We start from the raw sequence: 23,456 nt of genomic DNA, 5'->3' as shown, positions 1-23,456 counted from the left end.
TGCATCGTGGCCGTATCCTGTGGTTGTGCCATATTGACATAGATGCGGGGCAAGTAGAACAGCCCCGCAAACCAAGCGGTCACGAGTAGAATATGTAGAGCTTTAAGCCACAAAAATGCCATTAGTTTTGTCCACGTAGTTGACCATTACCTGTAAGCACCCATTTTTGGGTGGTGAGCCCCTCAAGGCCGACGGGGCCGCGTGCATGCAAACGGTTGGTAGAGATGCCGATTTCTGCGCCTAAACCGTATTCAAAACCATCAGCAAAGCAAGTGGGTAGGTTGACATAAACGGAGCTGGAGTCGACCTCGCGTTGAAAGCGACGTGCAGCCTCTAGGTTTTCGGTCACAATGGATTCCGTGTGTTCGGAACTGTACTGAGCGATGTGATCCATGGCCTGATCGATGGAGCTCACAATGCGTATAGCTAAGATGGGAGCCAAGTACTCCGTTTCCCAATCTGCTTCGGTTGCAGGCAGAATGCCGCTAACCAGCGCTTGTGTTTTTTCACAGCCGCGTAGCTCTACCCCTTTATCTTGAAGGGCTTGGGCTAAATCTGGCAATACGGCTGGTGCAATTTCGCTATGTACCAAGAGCGTTTCCATGGTGCCGCAAATACCGTAGCGATAGGTTTTGGCATTGATCGCAATACGCTGTGCTTTTTCTACATGCGCATCTTTATCAATGTAAAGATGGCAGTTACCATCTAGGTGCTTGATGAGGGGTACTTTGGCTTCTGCGCTTAAGCGTGCAATAAGGCCTTTGCCCCCGCGCGGCACAATCACATCCACATAGTCGGTCATTGTAATTAAGTGGCCTACGGCACCGCGATCGGTTGTGCCGATGACTTGTACAGTATGCTCTGGTAACCCCGCTGCAATAAGGCCTTGACGAATAATTGCCCCGAGTGCTTGATTAGAATGAAAGGCCTCGCTACCACCGCGAAGAATGGTGGCATTTCCAGACTTTAGACAGAGCGCAGCGGCGTCAATCGTCACGTTTGGGCGGGATTCATAAATAATACCAATCACCCCTAAAGGCACCCGCATTTGAGCGACATCCATGCCATTAGGACGTTTGATAGTGGGGCCTAGGGAACCAACGGGATCAGGCATGGCGGCGATTTGGCGTAAGCCCGTTGCCATGGTATTTAGAGCGTGATCCGACAGTTTTAGCCTATCTACAAGAGCGGTCTCTAAACCATTTTTTTCGGCGGCTTCGATATCTTTGGCATTCTCTGCTTGTAGTTGAGATCGATTCGCCTCGATTAAATCAGCCATAGCAAGTAAGGCTTTTGATTTTTGTGCATCCGAGGCATTACGGATGGTTTTGGCTGCGGTGCGTGCCTGTTGGCCAATACGCAGCATATCTTGGGCCAAAGCGTCAAGGTTTTGTTCTGTCATAGCAGTACACCAGTAAATCAGTCGAATAAAATCGCCGTAGCGCGTTTAAGCGGCCAGAGCAATACGTAAACATAGGCGCGCGGCTTCTTCCCAGGGGTCTTGAATTTGACCGGGAGCAGGGACACCTTTAATAAGTCGATCCAAATCGTGAGCATGCCGTACCGCCGCTGGCCAAATAGAGGCGGGCAGGCGTTGTACGCATTGTCGCAGCTGTTGCTCACGTTGTCCAAAAATCCGATTTTGTTTAAAAAAGGATTGGGGGTTAGCCCCGCTTTGTTGTAAGGCGGCCAAAGCCGCAAGGAGGCGGATCTCGTCACCAATTGCCCATAAAATCAAGGGCAAGGCCTCGCCTTCGCCACGTAAACCATGCAAAATGGTGAGCGCTCTTTTTGCATGGCCTGCGAGCATGGCATCACGCAGGTCAAAGATATTATATCGAGCTACGTTTAAAACGGCAGCCTGTACTTGTTCGAGACTGAGCTCACCACTAGGGTAGAGGAGCTCCATTTTTTTGAGCTCTTGGTGGGCGGCGAGTAAATTGCCTTCCACTTGGTCGGCGAGCCAATACAGTGCATCTTTATGTAAAGATTGCTTTTGCTGTTGTGCGCGTTGCTGGAGCCATTGCGGTAGTTGGTTTTTATGGATGGAGGGCACCTCAATCCATTGCGCGTATTGTTGTAGTTGCTTAACCCATTTGCTATTACGAGTAGCTCGGTCTAGACGTGGGAGCTGAAACAAAAGGACTTGGTCATCGCTTTGGGATTGTTCGCAAAGGCGTCCGATGGCTTCAGCACCAGTACGACCGGGTTTGCCTGTAGCAAGGCTAATATCGATAAAGCGTTTATCACCAAATAAAGAGAGTGCTTGAGTATTTTCAAAAATGGTAGCCCAGTCGCTGCGCGCATCCATGACATAGCGATGGCGTTCGGTGTAGCCTTGTTGTTGAGCAGCAGCCCGAATGGCATCACACTGCTCAATATGAAGAAGTATCTCGTCACCACTTACTACATAAATGGGTTTGAGAGGTTGAAGCGCAGAGCCACGAGACATAGTCGCTTAATCAAAAGAGGTTGCTGAGGCGGGCGGGTTAGCGTCTGGTAACAAGGGTAAGGAGTCCTGTTGCTGGCTACGCATATAAGCATGTTTGACTTCGTCAGCACTCAAGCGTCGCATCATTTGTTCTACTAATGATAATTCCATATGTTGAAAAACGCTTTGAATTTCCATGCGAGTGGCATGAACGGCGTTAGGATTATTAGGAATTTCTCGAATCGCTGTGAGTGTAGTGGGTGATATTAGCTCATGCCCGTTTTGATCGATAAGAGTGAACTCGATGGATAAGAGGAGCTCGTAATTTTCCACATTTCCGTTAGGATCTAAGGAAAGCTCTCGTTGATAGCGATTTTGATTGATTGCTAGAAGCTGGGCAGAGGCCTGTTCTGGACTGTTAGTCCAGCGTAGTTGTGGTGAATTAGCTGACACCATACGCCGTAATTGCGCGCCAAAAGCCGAGTTTTCCGCGATATTGGTGTAGAGAGAGTGAAATGGCAGCGCTTGGGCTTGTTTGAGTTTGAAGCCACAGGCGCTGACCAGCAGGCTGAGCGCCAACAAGACAAGTGCGAAGCGTGCGAAAGCTGAGATAGAAGTCGAGTTGGCGTTCATAATGGACTACCCTACAACAATGTTAACGAGGCGGCCTGGAACCACAATAATACGTTTAGGCGCTTTGCCTTCGAGGTAGCGCTGAGCGGCTTCATGAGCGACCGCAGCTTGCTCAATGGCCGTTTTGTCGGCATCTGCGGGAACGGTCAGGCTGCCACGTAGTTTGCCGTTGACCTGTAGGGTCAGCGTGATTTCATCGGCCACCAAAGCAGCTTCGTCGACCTTTGGCCATGGCGCATCAAGCAAGTCGCCAAAGTGCTCATGATAGCCAAGATCGGTCCAGAGTTTCCACGTAATGTGAGGTACTACAGGGTACAGTACGCGTAATAGGATTGAAAAGCACTCCGCTAATGTCGCATGATGGGCGGCGTTGGCTTCAAGCTGGGCATGATCTAGGGTGTTGAGCATTTTCATGGCCCCAGATACAACGGTATTGTACTGAATACGCTGGTAGTCGTAATCCGCTTGTTTTAGGATAGCGTGAATTTCACGGCGTAGGTCTTTGGCTTTAGTATCTAGATCGGCGGGTATGGCTTGGCCAGCGCCTTGCTTTAGTGCCTCTTGGTGTTTATAAGCAAAATTCCATAAGCGGCGTAAATAGCGATTTGCACCATCAATGCCTGACTCAGCCCACTCTAGGGTTTGCTCTGGTGGGCTAGCAAACATGATAAACAATCGAGCGGTATCGGCCCCCATCTCGTCAATAAGATGTTGGGGGTCTACACCGTTATTTTTTGACTTGGACATGGTGCCGATGCCATCGTAATTGACTTCGGAGCCGTCCGATTTTAGGCGTGCGCCAATAATGTTGCCCTTGTCGTCATAGATGTTGTCGACTTGATCTGGACCAAAGTATTCAATACCCCCTTGAGGTGTACGACGAGTATAAATATGGTTCAGAACCATACCTTGAGTAAGTAAGCGGGTAAAAGGCTCATCAAACTTTACTAACCCAAGATCACGCATGACTTTGGTCCAGAATCGAGCATAGAGCAGGTGTAAGACCGCGTGCTCAATCCCACCAATGTACTGATCCATAGGCATCCAGTACTCGTTACGCGCATCGACCATGGCCTCGTTGTTATTAGAGGAGGCATAACGCATAAAATACCAGGATGAATCGACAAAAGTATCCATGGTGTCGGTTTCTCGGCGAGCGTCTTTGCCGCAAGAGGGGCACTGGCATCGCAAGAAGTCTTCGTCTTTATTAAGTGGGTTGCCGCTACCATCTGGGATTAAGTGTTCAGGCAAGACTACAGGTAGGTCTTTTTCTGGAACGGGTACAGGGCCGCAGTCCTCGCAGTGAATAATGGGGATAGGTGTACCCCAGTAGCGTTGGCGGGAAATGCCCCAGTCGCGTAAGCGGTAAGTGGTTTTTTTCTCGCCTAAGCCTTGTTGCTTAAGGTAGTCGGCGATACGGTCGATGGCCTCTGTGCTGCTTAGCCCAGAGTAGTCACCGGAGTTAACGGTTACACCGTTGTCTTTATCGGCATACCAGTCTTGCCATTTGGTGTCAGAGAAGACCTGGTCACCGACTTGAATGACTTGCTGTATAGGAAGCTGGTATTTGAGTGCAAAGGCAAAGTCACGCTCATCATGAGCAGGCACACCCATTACAGCGCCATCGCCATAGCTCATGAGTACATAGTTACCGACCCAAACAGGAATTGCTTGTTGGGTGATGGGGTGGGTGACAAATAAGCCGGTGGGCATTCCCTCTTTGTCACGAGTAGCAATATCGGCTTCGCTTTGACCGCCAAGTTTGCATTTTTCAATGAAAGCAGCCAGTTCAGGGTTGGATTGAGCCGCTTGGGTTGCGATTGGGTGCTCGGGCGCGACAGCGCAGAAGGTAACCCCCATGATGGTGTCAGCGCGGGTGGTGAACACATACATGCGACCGTCTTGGATAAGTTGACCAGCGTCGTCGCGAATGGTGTGTGTAAAAGCAAAGCGTACCCCAAAGCTTTTGCCAATCCAGTTTTCTTGCATGGTACGCACACGCTCAGGCCAGCCGTCGAGCTGTTGCGTATGCTCCAGAAGCTCGTCGGCGTATTTGGTGATGGCTAAGTAATAGCCAGGGATCTCGCGTTTTTCGACCAAAGCACCAGAGCGCCAGCCGCGTCCATCGATCACCTGTTCGTTGGCCAGCACGGTTTGATCGACAGGGTCCCAGTTAACGACTTGGGTTTTACGATAGGCAATCCCCGCCTCGAGCATTTTTAAAAATAGCCACTGGTTCCATTTGTAGTAGTCTGGGTCGCAGGCACACATTTCGCGCGACCAGTCGATAGCCAACCCCATCGCATTCATTTGTTTTTTCATGTAGGCGATGTTGTCGTAGGTCCATTTTGCTGGGGGAACCTGTGATTTGATTGCCGCGTTCTCTGCGGGCATGCCAAAAGCATCCCATCCCATGGGCATCAGAACGTTATAGCCACGCAGTCGTAGTTGACGTGCCATGACGTCGTTAATGGTGTAGTTACGCACGTGACCCATATGCAGCTTGCCGCTAGGATAGGGGAGCATAGAACATGCGTAAAACTTGGGTTTTAGGCTGCCGTCCGGATTGGTAGCGTTTTCTACTACGCGGTAGGCATCACGTTCCTGCCAGTTTTGTTGGGCAGCACGTTCGACTTCGTGTGGATGATAACTTTCCTGCATGAGATATGAGAGACCAAATAAGGAATGAATAAAGAATAACCCTTACATTATACGGGGCAAAAAAAGTTGCGCCAGTAGGTAGGAACAAATTCCTGACCACAAAAAAGCCCTGCGTGAGCAGGGCTTTATGTCGTTAGTACACTAAAGTGAATAGTGATTAACGTAAACGAGTTTCTTTGTACTCGACGTGTTTGCGTGCCACAGGGTCAAATTTTTTGATGACCATTTTTTCGGGCGTATTGCGCTTGTTTTTAGTCGTGGTGTAGAAGTGACCAGTACCAGCGGAAGATTCGAGTTTAATTTTCTCGCGTATACCTTTAGCCATGATGTAAATCCTTTTAAGTAGCTGTGAGAAATAAGCGAGCGATTAAACGCGTTCGCCGCGAGCGCGCATATCGGCTAAAACAGCATCAATGCCATTTTTGTCGATGAGACGCAAAGCCTGGGTGGATACACGTAGACGTACCCAGCGGTTTTCGCTTTCTACCCAGAAACGACGAGATTGTAGATTAGGCAAAAAACGACGTTTGGTTTTGTTGTTTGCGTGAGAAACATTGTTGCCCACCATTGGGCGTTTTCCGGTAACTCGGCATACGCGTGCCATGGTTATACCCCTTTAGAGTCTAAATCGGCTTCCGCGCTTGCAGTAAAATGGGTTACTACGGGCGCATTAAAGCACAACACTAAATAATGAAATTAAGCCATTCACTATTTAGGCTATAGTAGTTCATAAAACAAAGTATTCTAATATAGAAAACCAGCGTAAATCAAGTACTAGCTTGATTGTTGTAGTGCTCTGCGACCAGAAAACCACGAAATACTGACGCAGCCCGCAAGGACAGCAACAAGCGGTATAGCAGAGAGGTCTTGCCATAGACTGACGCTAAGACCAGCGAGAGCACCACAAAGCATTTGGAGTGTACCCATTAGGGCAGAGGCCACCCCAAGACGGTGACCCTGTTCGGATAAGGCAAGGGCGGCAGCATTGGGGTTAATAAAGCCTTGGCAGGCCATAAAACCCATGAGCATCGCCATGACGCCATAGACATTGATTATACCGAAAAGCGTAAACATTAACCCAGTTAATACAATAGCAAGCTGTAGGTTTTGAGCGACAGATAGCAGTTGTTGGGGGGTAAAGTGGTTAAGTAAACGGGCGCCAATTTGGGAGGATAATATCAAGCAAAATGCATTGAGCCCAAATAAAAAGCCAAACCAGTGAGTAGGAACTTCAAAAACACTAATAAATGTACGAGGGGAGCCACTGATGTAGGCAAACATACCAGCAGAACCAAAAGCGGCAGCTAAAGAGTAAAAGAAAAAGCCACGATGTAAAAATAATGCTTTGTAGTTATGAGCAATGGTGCTTACACGCAACGGGTTAACGTTTTCTGGGGCTAGAGTCTCGCGCATAAAAAAGGCTGCGCTTAGCAAGAGTAAAGCGCCGCAGAGTGTAATAACGTAAAAAATGACCCGCCAATGTGCAAAAACTAAGATTTGGCCACCAATAATGGGTGCTAGGATGGGGGTGGCGCCCATAATTAACATGATGAGTGAAAGCGCTTTAGCGGCATCACGCGTATCAAGCTGATCTCGAATAACGGCACGAGGGATAACAGCGCCAGCAGCCCCTCCAAAAGCTTGAGCGATACGCCACCACATGAGATGCTCAATATCATGACTAAAAGACACCGCAAAGGAGGCAATGCTAAAAAGAGCAAGTCCAAAAATCAGTGGGAGCTTACGCCCAAAGCGATCTGCAATTGGGCCATAAAAAAGCTGGGCTAATGCCATGCCTAGTAAATAACTGGCTAAAGTACGTTCTACATTTCCTTCTGTGGTGTGCAAGTCACTGGCAATAGCCGGGAATGCAGGTAAATACATATCAATAGCCAAAGGGGCAAGAGCGGTCAATAAGCCCATGAGCACCAGCCAGGCTGGGAATTGACGTGTAAGGTGGCGAGAGGAGGTGTCAGGCATAATAGAGACAGTATAAGCAACCAGTAAGAGTTCGACATAGTAGCACGCAGCATGAATCAATACGGGGATTCCTGACAGTGTGTACGGCCATGGAACCCCATTTTGTACAACATCATGGAGGTAGAAAAATGAGCGTTAATGCAGCGATCCAGTCCGTGATCGATCGTTTACCTATTCCAACTTTGTTGGTGTTACCTGATGGTTCTAAAGTTGGCCATTCGGATCCAAGGCTAACTGTACATGCTAAAACCACAGGGGCTCTGGCGCATTTGGCAGCAGGTCAGGTAGGCTTACTTGGAGAGGATTATGTGGCTGGGGATTTCGATTTCTCTGGTTCGATGCGTGATTTAATGCAGGCTGCGGCGGCGATTTTACCTGATACGCCGATTAATCAGGCAAAAGCGGGAGCGTTTACACAACTGATCCACCGCTTGCGATCAGTGTGGCGTCACTCTATTGAGCGTGATGCAAAGCAAATTGAATTTCATTATGATTTATCTGATGATTTTTATGCGTTGTGGTTAGATCCTTTACGTGTGTATTCATGCGCTTATTATGCGGAGCCGGATTTTTCATTAGCGCAAGCGCAAGAAGCTAAGCTGGATCTGATTTGTCGTAAATTAAATTTGCAGCCGGGTGAACGTTTTTTGGATATGGGTGCCGGTTGGGGCGGGTTGTTGTTGTGGGCTGCAGAGCATTATGGGGTACAGGCTACCGGTATTACCTTGTCACGCAATCAGCATGCTTATGTGAATCAGCTGATAGAGCAAAAAGGCTTAAGTGGACGTGTGCGTATGGAGCTTTTGGATTATCGTCGGCTCCCCACGAATCAGCCTTTTGACAAAATGGCTTCTGTTGGAATGTTTGAGCATGTGGGGCGAGCTCAACTCACTGATTATTTTGCTCGTATTCGTGGTTTACTACGCCCAGGTGGTTTAGTTATGAATCATGGTATTACCTCAGGGGGCGTGGAGCATACCCAGCTCGGGGCGGGTATGGGCGAGTTCATCGAAAAGTATATTTTCCCAGGCGGTGAGCTGACCCATATTAGTTATGTCTTGCGTCATTTGGCTGAAGGGGGGCTAGAGGCGTTAGATATAGAAAACTTGCGTCCACATTATGCTCGCACTTTGTGGGCATGGAGCGACGCGTTAGAGCAAAACTTGGATGAAGCTAAACGCCTTTTAGAGGGTGAGCAAGGGCAGCGCTCATTGCGAGCGTATCGGGTGTACTTGGCCGGATGTGCGATGGGCTTTGAGCATGGTTGGATTTCCTTGCATCAGGTATTGGCCCAACCTAGCCAAGGGGGGCGCTCTGATGAGTTGGACTACCCTCAAGACCAGAGCTACCCATGGCGTAGGGCTTATATTTATGGTTCGCGCTAAAAAGCTTGTGTATCAAGGAGCCGGAACATTTCATTACGATCCCCACCACGACGGCCGCGCCAGATTTCGGTGGTAGGGAATGGGAAGATGTCTTGCTCGCTAGCGCTTAGCTTTGGTGAGGTTTGCTGCAAAATATAACGGCACTTTGAGTTAAAACTAAAGTTAAGCGCATCAAACACATAAAAAGAGGCGCGCTGGCCTAAACCTAGATTGACGGTGCGTACACAGCTATTGGGCGTTAAGGCATGGATTTGTTGAGCAAGTTGGTGGGAAACGTGGCGGTAGCTACGCGCATAATCCAGTGCGGGCATCCAAAGCGTTACAAGCAACAGCCAAGCCGTAATTAGGCCGCCAGCTGAAAGCACCGTACCTCGCCAAAGAGCTGGGGGATGGGTGCGTAAGCGCCAAAGCACTAGCATTAGCCAAGCCAAGCTGCCGATGATAGCGACCACAAGTGCGGGCCAAGCGATGCTGGTGTCAAACCCTTGGGTTTGGCGCGCAATGCTGTGGGCAATTTTTGGGGGCCAACCTGTATGTAAAGCAATCCAACCTAACCAGATCGTGGCAGTAATTAATGAGAAACACATGACTGCAAACCAGTCAAAACTATTGATCGCCCCCCGACGTAAAGTAGGTAAAGAAAACGCGGCAAGCGTGGCGCTTGGGATGACTAGCCAGGTATACTCAGGCTCAAACGCTTGTTGCGCAAAGAGTAAATAGCATAAAGGACCAATAGCTAAGCTCAGAGGGATAGCAATATGCGCAAAGCGTAACCACGCACGCCACTGCCATACAGCGATCAAGGCAAGCGGCCAAGTTGGCCATAAGAACCAGAGCAAATCACGCCCAGAGCGTAAGATAGAAGAGGGATCTGGCCAATGGAGCTGAGCCTGATGCCAGAGCCACCATTGTTGCCACCAATAGTTAGACTGCTGGGCAGGTAATATCCATAAACTACAGAGTAGTGCTGTCCCGAAGATAACCCAGAGGAGCTGTTTGGCATAAGGTCGTAAGCTTACACATAGAACGAAGGCGAGAATAATGCCAACGCCTAAGCTAAAAGCAGCCCCTAAGCCCTGATTGAGCAAGGTGCCGGCTAGGGCTAGTGTGAGTAGAATAGTAGCCGTGCGTGGGCGTTTGCTATATAAGCTAAGCGCATATAGCGCACTGGAGTAGAGCGCTAGACTTAATGGTACGGCAGAGGTTTCATGCAGGCGCCAAAGAATACCAATGGTGGCCACGCACAGAAGAAGCGCGGCATCGGCGATCATGCGCCCATAATCAATGGGAGAGGGCTCACCGCCAAATGGCAAAGGTAAAGGCTGTGCGGCTTTTTGTTTGGCTAGTCTAAATACGCCTTGCCATAAGGTGGTGATGAGTATTAAAAAATAGAGTAAATTGGGTAGACGTGATGCTAGGATGTTGGCGTCTAGCTCTGAGCTAAACCATTGAAAAAAGGGGCTAAGTAAATAGATACTTAGGGCTCCTAGCCAAATATGTAGTGGTCCGCCTTCGGCGTAGGCAAGTTCGCCGATTTGAGGCGTGATGATGGCTTGCCAGTTGGGTTGCTGTAGGGCAGAGAGCATGGCTGCTAAGCCAATAACATCATCACTTTTCCAAGGGTCACGGAAAAACAAGCCCGCTAGAATATATATTAAGCCTACAACCCATAGTAGCGCGCGCGGCAACTTGCTGGCTGCAGGGGTGGTAAGGCGAGCGGGGGTAGAGGTAGGAGTAGTATTCAACACAACATGATAATAAAGCTAACACAAGAGCCATATCTTAAAGCATATTGGGTTGAATAGCGAAATGGGGTAGGCATAAAAAAAGCAGCTGAGTTCAGCTGCTTTTTTGGATGGAGCAATTACGCTTTTTGGCGTGTACCTGCAGTACGAGCGAAACGTGCGCGGAATTTTTCAACACGACCTGTTTCGACGATGCGAGTTTGTGCGCCCGTGTAGAAGGGGTGGGATTCAGCGGTTACGTCACATTTGAAAAGAGGGTAAGTTTTACCGTCGAGCTCGATAGTTTCGCGAGTGTTAACGGTAGAACGTGTGATAAATGTGTTACCAGTTTGCTGGTCCAAGAACACCACTTCGCGGTATTCGGGATGGATGCCTACTTTCATGATGTTATCCTGTTGTTTAAAGCGGACCGCCAACAGATGGAATAACAACAATCTGCCACGTATCCTGTAAAACCAAAGATTTTATCATTTAGAAAGGATTTTGCAAAGCCTATTTGTACGTAATTAAAGGCGGTCAAGGGTTTTGTTGTGGAAAAGCGAATGGCTTAGAGTACACCCTGCTCTGCTAGAGAGGCGGCGTGGCCAGCTGTAACAATCAGGTGGTCGATGAGCCGAATATCGACTAAGGAGAGTGCTTTTTGTAAGTGCTGAGTAAGAGCAATATCAGCGGCACTCGCTGTGCGTACGCCAGAGGGATGATTATGTGCCAAGATAAGCGCAGCAGCATGGTGCTTGAGGGCCGATTTCACAATTTCCCTTGGGTACACGGAGGCTTGAGATAATGTGCCTCTTGAAACCTCTTCACTGGTAATCAGGTGAAGTTGATTGTCTAGGTACAAGGCGATGCAGTGCTCTATCGTTAGGTGTCCTAGGCGAGCGATGCAATAATCTTTAACCAAGCTAGGTTGGTTCATGACAGGCCCTTGTTTTAGACTTTGCTGAAGAGCGCGTCGATTGATTTCACCTATTGCTTGTAATTCGCAGGCTTTAGCGACGCCTATGCCCTTTTGTTGTAAAAGGGATTGGGTTTCCGCTGCTAAAAGTCCGCGTAAACCACCAAGTTGCTCTAAAAGCTGTTGTGCTAAAGCCAATACTGACAATTGAGGAGTGCCAGTGCGTAAAATGATGGCTAATAACTCAGCATCGCTTAGCGCCTGAGGACCGGACTGCAATAAACGTTCACGAGGCCGCACATCATTTAGGGATTTACTGTTATAAGTCATAGTAAGCATTAAAATAAGCCAATGAAATTAGGATTTAATGACTTATTAGGGTGACAGACCTTGAGCGCGAATAACCATGAAGTACCGCCAATTGTCCATGCGGATTCTTACTTAACTTTGCACTATTGCATTCAGATTTTCTCGGGGCCGGCCGGTGGAACAATCTTTGCGAATACCTTTGACGGCAAGCCCGCCACCTTACAGATGGGGGTCGGGCAGTGGGCGCCAGGTTTGGAGCAGGCCCTATTAGGTAAAAAAGAGGGTGAGACATTTGGCTGTGTTTTAGAGCCAGAGCAAGCGTATGGCGAGCGCAATCCTGCTTTAGTGCAGTGGGTAAGCAAAAGCATGTTAGAAGACTTAACAGACCCCGAATCGAATTATCAGCCCGGGGATATGGTGGAGTTTTTAGCTCCAACCGGAATACGTTACGCTGGTGTGCTAAAACAGTGGGGTGAGCACGAAGCCCTATTTGATTTTAATCATCCCTTAGCCGGCGCTCAAATTCGTTTGGACGTACAGATTTTAGGAATACTATGAAGCCTCAGATTGAATCATTAGAAAATATGGAAATTATGCTGGCCCAGCCCCGTGGCTTTTGTGCTGGTGTAGATAGAGCTATTGATATTGTAGAGCGTGCTTTAGAACTACATGGCAAGCCAATTTATGTACGTCACGAAATTGTACATAATCGCTATGTTGTTGAAAATTTGCGCAATAAAGGGGCGATTTTTATTAAAGAGCTTGACGAGGCACCAGCAGGAGCCATTGTGGTATTTTCAGCTCACGGGGTATCGCTAGCGGTCCGAGAGGAAGCCGCACGTCGTGGCCTAACCGTATTTGATGCTACCTGTCCTTTGGTGACCAAAGTCCACCGCGAGGTCTCAAAGATGCGAGCAGATGGTCGAGAGATCATTATGATCGGTCATAAAGGTCACCCTGAGGTAGAAGGCACATTAGGGCAGGCGACCGAGGGCATGTTTTTAGTGGAAACCGTAGAGGACGTGCACAATTTACAGGTCTCAGATCCAGATAATTTGGCTTTTGTGACGCAGACCACGTTATCGGTTGATGATGCGGCTGAAGTTGCCAATGCTTTACGTCAGCGTTTTCCTAATATTGTTGAGCCCAAAAAGAGCGACATTTGCTATGCCACACAGAACCGACAAGATGCAGTGAAATTTATGGCGCCACAGGCAGACGTGGTGCTGGTCGTAGGAAGTGTTAATAGTTCAAACTCGAATCGCTTGCGCGAGGTTGCCGAACGCATGGGGACTCCCGCTTATCTGCTGGACGATCCGGAGATGATTCAGCCCGAGTGGCTAGAAAACCGTCCGCGTGTGGGCATTACGGCAGGTGCTTCGGCACCAGAGGAGCTAGTGCAGCAGGTTATTGAGCGTATTAAAGCCCTGGGTGCGGTATCGGTACGTAATCTTGATGGTGTAGAAGAAAGCATTGCTTTTCCTTTGCCGCGAGAACTATCAAGAAAAACTCAAAATGCCCCTTCAGTTTAAAAGGGGCCATGAAAGCGCGCGCTCATAGCGCGCTTTTTTATGGAGACAAGGATGCGAGTAGGTTTTGTAGGCTTGGGCCGTATGGGGTTGCCTATGTGTCAGCGGCTTTTGCAAGCAGGTCATACGCTCACTGTATGGAATCGTAGTTCAGAAAAAGCCCATGATTTAATTAAACAAGGTGCACAGCTAGCAACGACTCCTGCGCAGTTAGCTGCGCAATCCGATATTATTTTAATGTGCTTATTTGATGCTGCCGCTATTGAGACGGTTATGTATGGTGAGCAAGGGTTAGCGTCAGTCACGAGTGCAAACAAAATTATCGTGGATCATGCTACGGTTTCCCCACAGCAAACTAAACAGCTGGCCGCGCGCTTGCCTCAAGGGTGGATATGGTTAGATGCCCCTGTTTCAGGTGGAACGGCGGGGGCGGAAGCTGGAACTTTGGCGGTGATGGTCGGTGGGGAAGCATCAGCGTTACAACAGGTACGGCCTTACTTGCAGGCCTATGCGGCGCGTATTACCCATATGGGTGCAGTGGGGGCAGGGCAGGTGACAAAACTATGCAATCAAACTATTGTTACGGCCACCATTGCAGCGATTGCCGAAGCAGTATGCTTAGCCCAAGAAGCACATATTGATAGCAAGCAGCTAGCAACTGCGCTGGCCGGAGGGTGGGCTGATTCGACGCTCTTGCCTATTTTTGTAGAGCGTATGCATAATCTACCGAGCGAGGCGACAGCTACAGTGCAAACAATGCTAAAAGATTTAACAGCGATTACCGATTTAGCTACTCTGCAGCAGACAGCAATGCCGGTGAGTCACACGGTATATCAGCTTTATCAGCTGGCTGCCAAACAAGGTCTGGTGCATGCCGATGTGTCGCATATTATTCAAACACTTCAAGGAAAACAATGAAAGCAACGCATAAGATCGTAGCTGGGGTGGCACTGCTCGCCGCAGTATATGCTGGGTCAGCATGGTATTTAGGGAAAAAAGCAGAGGCTGAAATTTCTCATCAGATAGAGCAGTTAAACGCTGCTGTGGCAACACATTTAGCCGTGAACTTAGAGGAAAGCCAAGCCAAGCTGCGGGTAGTGAGTTATGATCGCCACTGGTTTAGCGCCAAAATTAATTATGAATTGGTTGTGCAGGATGCAGAGCATAAGCATCAAATTTTATTCCAAGACCATTTGCGGCATGGACCTTTGCCCTTGACTGCATTGGGGCATGGGCATTGGCGCCCCATGTTAGCCTATAGTGAGTTCACTTTATTGCCGACGGATACGGTACAGATGTGGTTTGAGGCTGCACAAAATCAAGCACCTTTGGTGGCAAAAACTGTAATTGGGCTAGATGGTGCAACGCAGAGCCAGTTGGATTTTGCGGCTTTGGACTATAGTGATGCGGCGGGGAATAAATTGACAGCCACCGCGGCCCAAGCACAAATCCAGTATCAGTCCCAAAAAGAACAGTTACAGGTTCAGGCTGATTTGCCCAGTCTTAGCTGGTTAGAGGGTGAAGATAAAACACAAATACAGCTGTTGGGAACGACGCTGGAAAGCAATTTAAGTGGCTTTTCTTCTGCTCAGCAGGCTTCTGCTCGTATTCAAAGCACACAGCTACGTATGGATTGGGGACAGAGTACACAGGTGGTGGTGGATAATCTGCAAATGATTTCAGATTATGCATTGCATAATGAGCTCTTGGATAGTGCTGTGCAGTACGACTTGGGGCAGATTTATATTGATGACCATGACTTAGGGCAAGTCGTGTTGGCTGTGGATGTGAAGCGTTTGGATTATCAGGTATTAAATGCCCTAAGCCAGCACCCTGATTTAGAGCAAATGGACGAAGAGGCGATACGGCCCTATGCACAAAAGCTCTTAGCCCATCGGCCCGAGGTAAACCTAAATCAATTAACACTCAGTAATCCAGCTGGTACCAGTGAGCTGGTTTTACGCATGCATTTAGCTCCAACCGCACTGGACGAGGATGTGAGCTCAGGGATCGATCTTGCGCATTATGTTGATTCGTTGCAGATGCAGTTGCAAACATCTCGCTCCATGATTCAGGGGTATTTTGCCGAGGAGTCGATTTTGAGTAGCTTAGCAGATATGCTCATAGCACGTTCTGCCGAACAACTGCAAGAGGTGGACCTAGTTGAATACGATGGGGATGCATTGCGTTTTGCTTTACAGTTTGATGCACAGAGCAATCAGCTACTGTTAAATCAAAAGCCGATTACAGCCGAAGAGCTAGCGTATTTGATTATTGCGATGCAAATGGGGGGCTTATTTTAGGCCTGCGTTTAATAGCAATTGATAGGTTTGGTGCAAGTCTAAACCCATGACGCCGCTATAACTACCTGTTAAATGGGTGACAAAGGCGGCGGCCATACCTTGGATGCCGTAAGCACCCGCTTTGCCCAGAGGCTCTTGGCTCTGACAATATATGTCTATTTCCGCTGGGCTTAGAGGTTTAAAACGAATGGTGCTGGTCGAGAGCGCTTTATAGTGATTTTCCCCTACGCTTAAGCACATGGCCGTGTGGACATGGTGTTCTTGCCCAGATAATAATTGGAGAAACGCTTTCGCCTCTTGCAGGTTTTTGGGCTTAGCCAGAATCTGCCCCTGTAGTTCGACCGTTGTATCAGCGCAAAGAATGGGCCAGGGATAGAGTTGTGGTTGCTGAGCATGCCATTGTTTGGCATGCTCAAGCTTTTCGTGCGCCGTGCGCTGTACATAGTCAATGGCAGATTCATTTGCATGAATGGGTTCATCCTCGCCAGCGGGAGTGGGCACGATTAAGACTTCGTGAGTGATATCGATTTGCTTAAGTAGCTCATGCCGACGCGGGCTTGCCGAAGCTAAATAAATAGGCTGTTGTATCAACATGATGGTACTTGAAGTATATGTAGGCTATTTGTGCCACCGGCTGTATCCAGTTGGCCTTTGGTTAGGATGACCCAGTCTCCGGGTTGTACTGCCCCTTGTTTGCAGAGTTCTTGCATGGCTGCCGGGGCAATATCGGCATCGTTATATTGGCTGGCATCAAACGCTACACTATATACCCCCCGAAATAAGGCCGCACGGCGCTGGGTGCTAGCATGGCGTGTAAAACAAAAAATGGGTACAGAGGATTTGATGCGTGACATGATCAGGGGGGTGCGGCCGCTTTCGCTTAAGCTGATAATGGCTTTGATACCAGGGTAGTGGTTAGCTGCATACATAGCAGAAAGCGCAATGGTGTCGTCACAACGAGCAAAATGTTCCCCTAGTCGGTGTTTAGAGATACCGCTGGTAGGTTCGGCCTCAGCGCCAACACAAATGCGCGCCATGGCGGTAATAGCCTCTACTGGATATTGGCCGGTGGCGCTTTCGCCCGATAGCATCACGGCATCCGTATAGTCTAATACCGCATTTGCCACGTCAGAGACCTCTGCGCGCGTTGGTACGGGACTATGGGTCATGGACTCCATCATTTGTGTTGCGGTTATCACAATTTTATTTAAACGACGCGCATGTTGGATAATCCGTTTTTGAATGCCTACTAATCTTGCATCGCCGATTTCTACACCTAAATCACCGCGCGCTACCATGACGCCGTCGCTAGCTGAAATAATATCATCAAGCGCTTCATCATCAGCAACAGCTTCGGCACGCTCGATTTTTGCAATTAACCAAGCATCGGAGCCAGCCGCTTGTAGAAGTGATCGAGCTTGCTGCATGTCGGTGCCATAGCGAGGGAAAGACACCGCGACATAATCGAGTGCTAATTCGGCAGCAAGCTGGATATCTTCTCGGTCTTTGGGCGTAAGACTCGGTGCGGCGATGCCACCGCCACGACGATTGATGCCTTTGTTGTTAGAGAGCTCGCCCCCGTTGATCACTCGTGTTTGCACCTGATGCTCATCGACCTGCTCGACTTGCAGCACGATCTTGCCATCATCTAAGAGTAGCTCGTCTCCAGGATGACAAGCTTGGATAAGGGGTGGGTATTCGACCGCTACTATAGTGTTGGTTCCGGCATCGATCGGATGCGTGGTCGATAAAGTGAAGGATTGCCCAGCTTTTAGCTGTACGCTTTGGTCGGCAAAACGCGCAATACGGATTTTAGGGCCTTGTAAATCCCCCATAATGGCCACGAAACGACCGTGCTTAGCGGCAATTTTCCGTACGAGCTCAGTTTTTTCACGGTGGCTATCTGCACTTCCGTGTGAAAAATTGAGACGAGCAACATCTAAGCCTGCAAGAATGAGTTTTTCAATGGCTTGTTCATGATCACTAGCAGGACCAAGGGTAGCAACAATTTTAGTGCGTCTTTTTGCCATGGAGTTAGCTCCGGTGATAGGGGTGATGATGGTTAATCGACCAAGCACGATAGAGCTGCTCAGCCAGCAAAACACGCACCATGGGGTGCGGCAAGGTTAAATCCGATAAGCGAATTTTTTGAGCACAGCGTTGTTTAAGGTTGGCATCGAGGCCATCTGGCCCCCCAATAATAATTGCAATATCTTGACTTTGATCGCGCCAGCGTTGGAGCTGCTCTGCTAACTGCATAGTGGTAAGGGCTCGACCGCGTTCATCTAAGGCGACGACGTGGGCATGAGTTGGAATGGCTTGCTCAATACGCTTGGCTTCGGCAGCCATCATTTGCTCGACGGTTTTACCCGTCGTACGTGGTTCTGGTTTGATTTCTTTGAGCTCTAGGGCGTAATCCGCGGGAAGACGTTGACTATAGTCTTGCCATGCGGTAGTTACCCAGTCTGGCATGCGTTGACCAACGGCAATAATAGTGATTTTCATTACAGTAAACGCCCCTAAGGGCGTTGAGTTAGTCATCCGATAGGTTAGGCATTTGATCGACCTTAAGGTCCAACTCAATGGGATCCTCACCCCAAATTTCTTCTAGGTTGTAGTAATCGCGTATTGCCGGTTGCATAGCATGGATAACCACGTCACCTAGATCGACTAAAACCCATTCTCCTGTGTCTGCTCCTTCGTAGGCCAGCACAGATAAACCAGCTTGTTTGGCGGCAGCAATCACGCTTTCAGCTAAGGCTTTTGTTTGGCGATTGGAGTTTCCGCTAGCAATCACAACACGATCAAATAAACCGGTGAGTTTAGAGGTGTTAAAAGCTTTAATGTCTTTGGCTTTGACGTCTTCGAGGGCATCGACCACAAGACGGAGTTGATCTTCTATGTTCATAAGTGTTTTCATGGCTGATAAAGTTGGTGTTGAGTCAGGTAGTGCAAAACGCTGTCTGGCACTAGTTGCGCCACGGACTGATCTTGATGTAGCCGTTCTCGTATCAGCGTAGCGGAAATTGGGCTGGGTTTAAAGTCTATATAGTGAATGTTTTTATTGTGTTCGGCTAAGTAGTGAGACAATTGCTCTGGCGGGGTGAGCGCACTACCCGGGCGCTGCGCTACAGCAAGATCCACATGTTGCAAAATATCTTGCCAACGATGCCAGCTGGTAAAGTTTTGGAGTTGGTCTGCACCCAGCAACCAGAAATAGTGAGCCGAAGCAGGAAGGGTTGCCACCGTATCGTATGTGTACGTTGGCCCACCCCGTTGGATTTCGGTTGTATTGACTCTAAATGTCGGGTAAGGCTGGGTGGCAAGCTCGAGCATCGCTACACGATGTGTGCTATTTGCGCCGAGCTGTGATTTTTGCCAAGGCTGGGCGGCGGGGATGAATTGGACCTCGTCCAAGCGCAGCTGCTGTTGCGCAGCTTGAGCTAAAGCCAGATGCGCAACATGTACCGGATCAAAACTCCCGCCTAAGAGTCCGATGCGTTTTTTAGCCATTCGCGTGGTTTTAAATAGTCGTACAGTTTAGCCTCAGGGCTATTGGGCTCAGGGTTCCAACAATAACGCCAAGCGGCCATCGGAGGCATAGAAAGAAGAATGGACTCAGTGCGCCCGCCAGATTGCAGACCAAATAAGGTGCCGCGATCAAAGACCAGATTGAATTCCACATAGCGGCCTCGGCGATATGCTTGGAAATCGCGCTCGCGCTCGCCGTATTCCAGATGACGACGTGCTTCAACGATAGGCATATAAGCTTTGGTGAAATGGTCACCGACTGAACGGATTAAAGCGAAGCTTTGTTCAAAGTCAGGGGTATTTAAATCATCAAAGAAAATACCACCGATCCCTCGGGTTTCTTGGCGATGTTTTAAATAAAAGTAATCATCACACCATTTTTTATAAGCGGGGTATTTATCTGGGCCAAAAGGGGCCAGTGAGTCTGCGCAAGTTTGATGAAAATGTACTACGTCTTCTAAAAAGGGATAGTACGGGGTGAGATCCATGCCGCCACCAAACCAAAACACAGGCTCCTGCGTCTCGTTGGTGGGGTGTGCTACAAACATGCGCACATTCATATGGGTAGTGGGGATATAGGGGTTGCGTGGGTGAATCACCAAAGATACCCCCATGGCCTCCCAAGGGCGACCGGCTAGTTCAGGTCGCTGTGCGCTAGCAGAAGGAGGAAGCTGAGAGCCTTTTACATGGCTAAATAGGACGGCGGCGCGCTCAAAAAGCTGCCCATTTTCTAGATAGCGAGAAATGCCACCACCGCCTTCTTCGCGTTCCCAGCGATCGGTAACAAAAGAAGCCCCATCCGCCGCTTCGAGTTGACGGATGATGGCCTCTTGTAACCCTGTTAGATAGTCATAAACCGGTTGTACAGAGAAACTTGTCATAATTATTCGTTGGTTGGTAAAGCGCGCCAGCCAATATCACTGCGGAACTGTTTACCATCAAAATGAATGTCAGATATTGTGGCGTAAGCGGTTTGTTGTGCACGCCGAATGGAGTCGCCCAGTGCCGTGACACACAATACGCGCCCACCTGAGGTTTTTAGTACCCCATTATCTAAGGTAGTACCCGCATGAAAGACCATGCAGCTATCTGAATCGGCCGGTAAAGCTTGGATCGTATCATCAAGACGGGGGGATTCTGGGTAGTTAGCCGCGGCCATGACGACGCCGATAGCGGTACGTCGATCCCAGTCGATATGGGCTTGATCCAGTTTGCCTGCTAAAGCAAGCTCAAAGACCTCTGTTAGGTCGTTTTTGATACGCATCATAATGGGTTGCGTTTCGGGATCACCAAGGCGACAGTTGTACTCCAGTACTTTAAGAGGGCGTGTGGCATCTGGACCATCGCCAATCATTAGCCCTGCATATAAAAAGCCAGTATAAGGAATGCCTTCTTTAGCCATACCCTGTAGCGTGGGATGAATGACTTCGCGCATAATGCGATTGTGCAAGGTGGGGCTGACGATGGGGGCAGGTGAATAGGCGCCCATACCACCTGTGTTTGGGCCTTGGTCGTTATCTTTAAGGCGTTTGTGGTCTTGGCTGGTGGCCATGGGTAAGACATGCTTGCCATCGGCCATCACAATAAAGCTAGCCTCTTCACCAGTAAGAAACTCTTCGATAACGACGCGTGCCCCCGCCGAGCCAAAAACGCCTCCGCCAAGCATATCTTCAACCGCAGCTAAGGCCTCGGCTTCGGTCATGGCGACAATTACCCCTTTACCAGCGGCAAGACCGTCTGCTTTGACCACGATAGGAGCACCCTGTTCACGGATATAAGCTTTAGCCTGCTCTAAATCGGTAAATGTGGCATAGGCTGCTGTGGGAATCTGGTGACGCTGCATGAAGTCTTTAGCGTACTCCTTAGAGCTTTCTAGTTGTGCAGCGGCTTGGGTAGGACCAAAGATTTTGAGTCCAGCAGCACGAAACGCATCAACTACTCCAGCGGCTAAGGGGGCTTCGGGGCCGACGACAGCAAAGGCGATCTGATTGTCTTGGGCAAACTGAACCAGCTCGGCAACCTCGGTGATTGCTATGTTTTGCATGCGCTCACCAAGGGCGGTGCCGCCGTTGCCAGGAGCAACAAAAACGCATTGTACGCGTTGTGATTGAGTGAGGCGCCATGCCAAGGCATGTTCACGGCCGCCACCGCCGATAACTAATAGCTTCATAATGGAATAAAGAGGGTAGTAGATTGATCAGTCAATATTATTCGGTTTCGTCCATCACAGCTGTGGTGTAGACCTCTTGGACATCGTCAAGAGACTCTAAAGCATCAAGCAGCTTGCGCATCATGATGGCATCTTCGCCTTCGAGCTCGGTTTCGTTTTCTGCTTTCATGGTGACCTCGGCGACCTCTGGTGTTAGCCCCGCTGCGGCAAATGCATCTTTTACGGCACTGAAATCAGAGGGGGCACAGATGACCTCGATCAAGCCCTCTTCGTCGGTAATTACGTCCTCGGCACCGGCCTCTAGGGCTGCCTCCATCACGGCCTCCTCGCTGGTGCCAGGGGCAAAGATAAACTGTCCACAATGTTTAAACTGGAAAACAACGGAGCCATCTACCCCTAGGTTGCCACCATGTTTGTTAAAAGCGTGACGGACCTCGGGAGCTGTACGGTTACGGTTATCGGTTAAACAATCCACAATGACGGCAGCGCCGCCTACACCATAACCCTCGTAACGTACTTCTTCGTAGTTGCCTTCATCGGCACCACCTGCGCCGCGCTGGATGGCGCGGTTAACGTTGTCTTTAGGCATGTTGGCGGCAGTGGCCTTATCCATGGCTAAACGTAAGCGTGGATTCGACTCGGGGTCAGGGCCTGCCTCGCGTGCCGCGACCGTAATTTCGCGGATGATTTTAGTCCAGATTTTCGCGCGCTTTGCGTCTTGACGTCCTTTGCGATGTTGGATATTAGCCCATTTACTGTGACCAGCCATAACAAGTACCAAAAGTAAAAGTGGATAGAAAAGTGTTAAGCGCGGTAAGGGAATCCGTGCTTAAGCCCGAGTGTGGACTACACTGATAAAAGCGGTGTAGTAAATATGATCTTATTGTATAACGAGATGGATAAAATCCATTATGGTAACACTTTAAGGAGGTTATATGCCTAGCGTAGTCGTGGCAGTGGGTCGGGCTGAGTCCAACCAACGGTGGGTGGAGGTTTTTCAACAGTTACAGCCAGACTGGTCGTTTTTCGCTTGGGAGCCACAAGCAGATCAAGCACCAGCTGATTTTGCCGTGGTCTGGCGGCCTTCGGTACAACTGTTTCAGGACCAACCCAGTTTACAAGCCATATTTAACATTGGCGCTGGCGTGGATGGTATTGATTTTAGCCAAATTCCAGACTCTGTGCCCGTTTATCGCGTTGAGGATGCGGGTATGGCAGTGCAAATGGCTGAATATGCGGTCTATGGCATGTTGCTTGCGACACAACGCTTTGCACCTTATGTAAAGCAGCAGGCTCAGCAACAATGGTTACAACAAGAGCCTATTTATAGAAAACAATGGCCTGTGGGCGTAATGGGTTATGGACAAATTGGGCGTCAGGTCGCACAAGTACTACATCAGCTGGGCTATCCCGTATCTGTGTGGACACGTACGGCTCGCGCTGCGGACTCAGGAATCCAGTTTTTTGCAGGGCAGGAGCAGTTTTCAGCCTTTTTACAACAAAGCCGTGTGTTGGTAAATGTGTTGCCATTGACACCACAGACGCGCGGTATTATTAATCAGGCGGCGTTGGCGCAGTTACAGCCCCAAGGCTTTGTGATCAATATGGCGCGAGGCCCTCATATTGTAGAACAAGACCTGATTCATATGCTTGATTCTGGGCATGTAACGGGTGCTTTGCTCGATGTTTTTGATATAGAACCATTGCCGCAGACACATCCTTTTTGGCGACACCCCCGTATCCATGTCACACCTCATATTTCTGGAGTGTCACTGCGTGAGCCCACAGCACAACAGATCCATCAAAAAATGCAAGCCCTTTTGCAAAATCAGCCAGTCAGTGGTTTAGTGGATAGAAGTCGTATGTATTAATCGCCAATAGACA

25 protein-coding genes are annotated in these 23,456 nt (G+C 49.1%); 6 read left to right on the top strand and 19 right to left on the bottom strand.

The features are described from left to right. The 8 genes from Q1V74_RS04620 to Q1V74_RS04585 form a co-directional block, all read right to left on the bottom strand. A partial coding sequence (locus tag Q1V74_RS04620) for a CopD family protein (RefSeq protein WP_300647266.1) occupies positions 1–122 on the bottom strand: 122 nt, incomplete at its 3' end. After that, entirely contained in the window at positions 122–1,402 is a 1,281-nt protein-coding gene (locus Q1V74_RS04615) for a glutamate-5-semialdehyde dehydrogenase (protein ID WP_300647262.1), read from the bottom strand. The genes Q1V74_RS04620 and Q1V74_RS04615, both read right to left, overlap by 1 nt. A 45-nt stretch (positions 1,403–1,447) precedes the next feature. Next, positions 1,448–2,452: a DNA polymerase III subunit delta gene (holA, locus tag Q1V74_RS04610; protein ID WP_300647261.1), complete on the bottom strand. Its 1,005-nt coding sequence runs from the start codon at positions 2,450–2,452 to the stop codon at positions 1,448–1,450. A gap of 6 nt (positions 2,453–2,458) precedes the next feature. Beyond that, entirely contained in the window at positions 2,459–3,064 is a 606-nt protein-coding gene (gene lptE, locus Q1V74_RS04605) for an LPS assembly lipoprotein LptE (protein WP_300647260.1), read from the bottom strand. A gap of 6 nt (positions 3,065–3,070) precedes the next feature. Beyond that, complete coding sequence (leuS, locus tag Q1V74_RS04600; RefSeq protein ID WP_300647258.1) at positions 3,071–5,725, bottom strand: leucine--tRNA ligase; 2,655 nt, start codon at positions 5,723–5,725, stop codon at positions 3,071–3,073. Between the two features lie 157 nt (positions 5,726–5,882). Further along, positions 5,883–6,050: a 50S ribosomal protein L33 gene (gene rpmG, locus Q1V74_RS04595; RefSeq protein ID WP_077733623.1), complete on the bottom strand. Its 168-nt coding sequence runs from the start codon at positions 6,048–6,050 to the stop codon at positions 5,883–5,885. A gap of 42 nt (positions 6,051–6,092) precedes the next feature. After that, entirely contained in the window at positions 6,093–6,329 is a 237-nt protein-coding gene (gene rpmB / locus Q1V74_RS04590) for a 50S ribosomal protein L28 (RefSeq protein WP_300647256.1), read from the bottom strand. Between the two features lie 170 nt (positions 6,330–6,499). Then, positions 6,500–7,705, bottom strand: a complete 1,206-nt coding sequence (locus tag Q1V74_RS04585; protein WP_300647255.1) for a Bcr/CflA family multidrug efflux MFS transporter — start codon at positions 7,703–7,705, stop codon at positions 6,500–6,502. 128 nt (positions 7,706–7,833) lie between these two features. Between Q1V74_RS04585 and Q1V74_RS04580 the strand changes: the two genes are divergently transcribed. After that, positions 7,834–9,090, top strand: coding sequence for a class I SAM-dependent methyltransferase (locus tag Q1V74_RS04580; RefSeq protein ID WP_300647254.1), 1,257 nt, complete (start codon positions 7,834–7,836; stop codon positions 9,088–9,090). On the opposite strand, the gene Q1V74_RS04575 is transcribed toward Q1V74_RS04580, so the two are convergent. The 3 genes from Q1V74_RS04575 to radC all read right to left on the bottom strand — a co-directional run bounded on the left by Q1V74_RS04575 (position 9,087) and on the right by radC (position 12,060). Next, complete coding sequence (locus tag Q1V74_RS04575; RefSeq protein WP_300647253.1) at positions 9,087–10,838, bottom strand: glycosyltransferase; 1,752 nt, start codon at positions 10,836–10,838, stop codon at positions 9,087–9,089. The genes Q1V74_RS04580 and Q1V74_RS04575 overlap by 4 nt on opposite strands. Positions 10,839–10,954: 116 nt before the next feature. After that, positions 10,955–11,218, bottom strand: a complete 264-nt coding sequence (locus Q1V74_RS04570; RefSeq protein ID WP_260650891.1) for a type B 50S ribosomal protein L31 — start codon at positions 11,216–11,218, stop codon at positions 10,955–10,957. 164 nt (positions 11,219–11,382) lie between these two features. Beyond that, a complete protein-coding gene (gene radC / locus Q1V74_RS04565; RefSeq protein WP_300647252.1) occupies positions 11,383–12,060 on the bottom strand; it encodes a DNA repair protein RadC in 678 nt (225 codons plus the stop codon). A 60-nt stretch (positions 12,061–12,120) separates the two neighbouring features. Here radC and Q1V74_RS04560 point away from each other — a divergent pair, with 60 nt between their 5' ends. Genes Q1V74_RS04560 through Q1V74_RS04545 form a run of 4 tightly spaced genes read left to right on the top strand, consistent with a single transcriptional unit; the run spans position 12,121 to position 15,871 of the window. Continuing rightward, on the top strand, positions 12,121–12,597 hold the full coding sequence (locus Q1V74_RS04560; RefSeq protein WP_260650893.1) for an FKBP-type peptidyl-prolyl cis-trans isomerase: 477 nt from the start codon (positions 12,121–12,123) through the stop codon (positions 12,595–12,597). Continuing rightward, entirely contained in the window at positions 12,594–13,571 is a 978-nt protein-coding gene (gene ispH / locus Q1V74_RS04555; protein WP_300647251.1) for a 4-hydroxy-3-methylbut-2-enyl diphosphate reductase, read from the top strand. Before Q1V74_RS04560 ends, ispH begins: the two co-directional genes overlap by 4 nt. A gap of 51 nt (positions 13,572–13,622) precedes the next feature. Continuing rightward, positions 13,623–14,486: an NAD(P)-dependent oxidoreductase gene (locus tag Q1V74_RS04550; protein ID WP_300647250.1), complete on the top strand. Its 864-nt coding sequence runs from the start codon at positions 13,623–13,625 to the stop codon at positions 14,484–14,486. Next, positions 14,483–15,871 carry a YdgA family protein gene (locus Q1V74_RS04545; protein WP_300647249.1) on the top strand — a complete coding sequence of 463 codons (1,389 nt, stop codon included), beginning with the start codon at positions 14,483–14,485 and terminating at the stop codon, positions 15,869–15,871. The genes Q1V74_RS04550 and Q1V74_RS04545 overlap by 4 nt, the downstream gene beginning before the upstream one ends. Here Q1V74_RS04545 and Q1V74_RS04540 read toward each other — a convergent pair. From Q1V74_RS04540 to Q1V74_RS04505, 8 genes are read right to left on the bottom strand one after another with little or no spacing between them, the layout of a single operon-like run. Continuing rightward, positions 15,863–16,465, bottom strand: a complete 603-nt coding sequence (locus Q1V74_RS04540; protein WP_300647248.1) for a Maf family protein — start codon at positions 16,463–16,465, stop codon at positions 15,863–15,865. The genes Q1V74_RS04545 and Q1V74_RS04540 overlap by 9 nt on opposite strands. Then, positions 16,459–17,901, bottom strand: coding sequence for a pyruvate kinase (gene pyk / locus Q1V74_RS04535; protein WP_300647247.1), 1,443 nt, complete (start codon positions 17,899–17,901; stop codon positions 16,459–16,461). Before pyk ends, Q1V74_RS04540 begins: the two co-directional genes overlap by 7 nt. A 4-nt stretch (positions 17,902–17,905) precedes the next feature. Further along, complete coding sequence (rlmH, locus tag Q1V74_RS04530) at positions 17,906–18,376, bottom strand: 23S rRNA (pseudouridine(1915)-N(3))-methyltransferase RlmH (protein WP_300647265.1); 471 nt, start codon at positions 18,374–18,376, stop codon at positions 17,906–17,908. 28 nt (positions 18,377–18,404) lie between these two features. Then, on the bottom strand, positions 18,405–18,779 hold the full coding sequence (gene rsfS, locus Q1V74_RS04525) for a ribosome silencing factor (protein ID WP_260650901.1): 375 nt from the start codon (positions 18,777–18,779) through the stop codon (positions 18,405–18,407). Positions 18,780–18,787: 8 nt separating this feature from the next. Continuing rightward, the gene (gene nadD, locus Q1V74_RS04520) at positions 18,788–19,384 is read right to left on the bottom strand and encodes a nicotinate (nicotinamide) nucleotide adenylyltransferase (protein WP_300647245.1); all 597 of its coding nucleotides are present in this window, start codon (positions 19,382–19,384) and stop codon (positions 18,788–18,790) included. After that, entirely contained in the window at positions 19,357–20,283 is a 927-nt protein-coding gene (hemF, locus tag Q1V74_RS04515) for an oxygen-dependent coproporphyrinogen oxidase (RefSeq protein WP_260650903.1), read from the bottom strand. The genes nadD and hemF overlap by 28 nt, the downstream gene beginning before the upstream one ends. Before the next feature lie 2 nt (positions 20,284–20,285). Then, a complete protein-coding gene (purD, locus tag Q1V74_RS04510; protein ID WP_300647244.1) occupies positions 20,286–21,572 on the bottom strand; it encodes a phosphoribosylamine--glycine ligase in 1,287 nt (428 codons plus the stop codon). 37 nt (positions 21,573–21,609) lie between these two features. Further along, complete coding sequence (locus Q1V74_RS04505; protein WP_300647243.1) at positions 21,610–22,341, bottom strand: YebC/PmpR family DNA-binding transcriptional regulator; 732 nt, start codon at positions 22,339–22,341, stop codon at positions 21,610–21,612. A 166-nt stretch (positions 22,342–22,507) separates the two neighbouring features. On the opposite strand from Q1V74_RS04505, the gene Q1V74_RS04500 reads away from it, so the two are divergent. Next, on the top strand, positions 22,508–23,443 hold the full coding sequence (locus Q1V74_RS04500) for a glyoxylate/hydroxypyruvate reductase A (RefSeq protein WP_300647240.1): 936 nt from the start codon (positions 22,508–22,510) through the stop codon (positions 23,441–23,443). The last annotated feature ends 13 nt before the right edge of the window (positions 23,444–23,456 follow it).

Origin of the sequence: Paenalcaligenes sp., assembly GCF_030152715.1 — a bacterium.
Taxonomy (GTDB): domain Bacteria; phylum Pseudomonadota; class Gammaproteobacteria; order Burkholderiales; family Burkholderiaceae_B; genus Paenalcaligenes; species Paenalcaligenes hermetiae.
Note: the sequence above shows the minus strand (reverse complement) of the source record. Positions and strands in the feature narration are given on the sequence as shown.

Excerpts from the sequence above, each read along its gene's own strand:
- Q1V74_RS04615 (WP_300647262.1), bottom strand. The coding sequence starts at position 1,402 with ATGACAGAACAAAACCTTGACGCTTTGGCCCAAGATATGCTGCGTATT.
- holA (WP_300647261.1), bottom strand. The coding sequence starts at position 2,452 with ATGTCTCGTGGCTCTGCGCTTCAACCTCTCAAACCCATTTATGTAGTA.
- lptE (WP_300647260.1), bottom strand. The coding sequence starts at position 3,064 with ATGAACGCCAACTCGACTTCTATCTCAGCTTTCGCACGCTTCGCACTT.
- leuS (WP_300647258.1), bottom strand. The coding sequence starts at position 5,725 with ATGCAGGAAAGTTATCATCCACACGAAGTCGAACGTGCTGCCCAACAA.
- rpmG (WP_077733623.1), bottom strand. The coding sequence starts at position 6,050 with ATGGCTAAAGGTATACGCGAGAAAATTAAACTCGAATCTTCCGCTGGT.
- rpmB (WP_300647256.1), bottom strand. The coding sequence starts at position 6,329 with ATGGCACGCGTATGCCGAGTTACCGGAAAACGCCCAATGGTGGGCAAC.
- Q1V74_RS04585 (WP_300647255.1), bottom strand. The coding sequence starts at position 7,705 with ATGCCTGACACCTCCTCTCGCCACCTTACACGTCAATTCCCAGCCTGG.
- Q1V74_RS04580 (WP_300647254.1), top strand. The coding sequence starts at position 7,834 with ATGAGCGTTAATGCAGCGATCCAGTCCGTGATCGATCGTTTACCTATT.
- Q1V74_RS04570 (WP_260650891.1), bottom strand. The coding sequence starts at position 11,218 with ATGAAAGTAGGCATCCATCCCGAATACCGCGAAGTGGTGTTCTTGGAC.
- radC (WP_300647252.1), bottom strand. The coding sequence starts at position 12,060 with ATGACTTATAACAGTAAATCCCTAAATGATGTGCGGCCTCGTGAACGT.
- ispH (WP_300647251.1), top strand. The coding sequence starts at position 12,594 with ATGAAGCCTCAGATTGAATCATTAGAAAATATGGAAATTATGCTGGCC.
- Q1V74_RS04550 (WP_300647250.1), top strand. The coding sequence starts at position 13,623 with ATGCGAGTAGGTTTTGTAGGCTTGGGCCGTATGGGGTTGCCTATGTGT.
- Q1V74_RS04545 (WP_300647249.1), top strand. The coding sequence starts at position 14,483 with ATGAAAGCAACGCATAAGATCGTAGCTGGGGTGGCACTGCTCGCCGCA.
- Q1V74_RS04540 (WP_300647248.1), bottom strand. The coding sequence starts at position 16,465 with ATGTTGATACAACAGCCTATTTATTTAGCTTCGGCAAGCCCGCGTCGG.
- pyk (WP_300647247.1), bottom strand. The coding sequence starts at position 17,901 with ATGGCAAAAAGACGCACTAAAATTGTTGCTACCCTTGGTCCTGCTAGT.
- rlmH (WP_300647265.1), bottom strand. The coding sequence starts at position 18,376 with ATGAAAATCACTATTATTGCCGTTGGTCAACGCATGCCAGACTGGGTA.
- rsfS (WP_260650901.1), bottom strand. The coding sequence starts at position 18,779 with ATGAACATAGAAGATCAACTCCGTCTTGTGGTCGATGCCCTCGAAGAC.
- nadD (WP_300647245.1), bottom strand. The coding sequence starts at position 19,384 with ATGGCTAAAAAACGCATCGGACTCTTAGGCGGGAGTTTTGATCCGGTA.
- hemF (WP_260650903.1), bottom strand. The coding sequence starts at position 20,283 with ATGACAAGTTTCTCTGTACAACCGGTTTATGACTATCTAACAGGGTTA.
- purD (WP_300647244.1), bottom strand. The coding sequence starts at position 21,572 with ATGAAGCTATTAGTTATCGGCGGTGGCGGCCGTGAACATGCCTTGGCA.
- Q1V74_RS04505 (WP_300647243.1), bottom strand. The coding sequence starts at position 22,341 with ATGGCTGGTCACAGTAAATGGGCTAATATCCAACATCGCAAAGGACGT.
- Q1V74_RS04500 (WP_300647240.1), top strand. The coding sequence starts at position 22,508 with ATGCCTAGCGTAGTCGTGGCAGTGGGTCGGGCTGAGTCCAACCAACGG.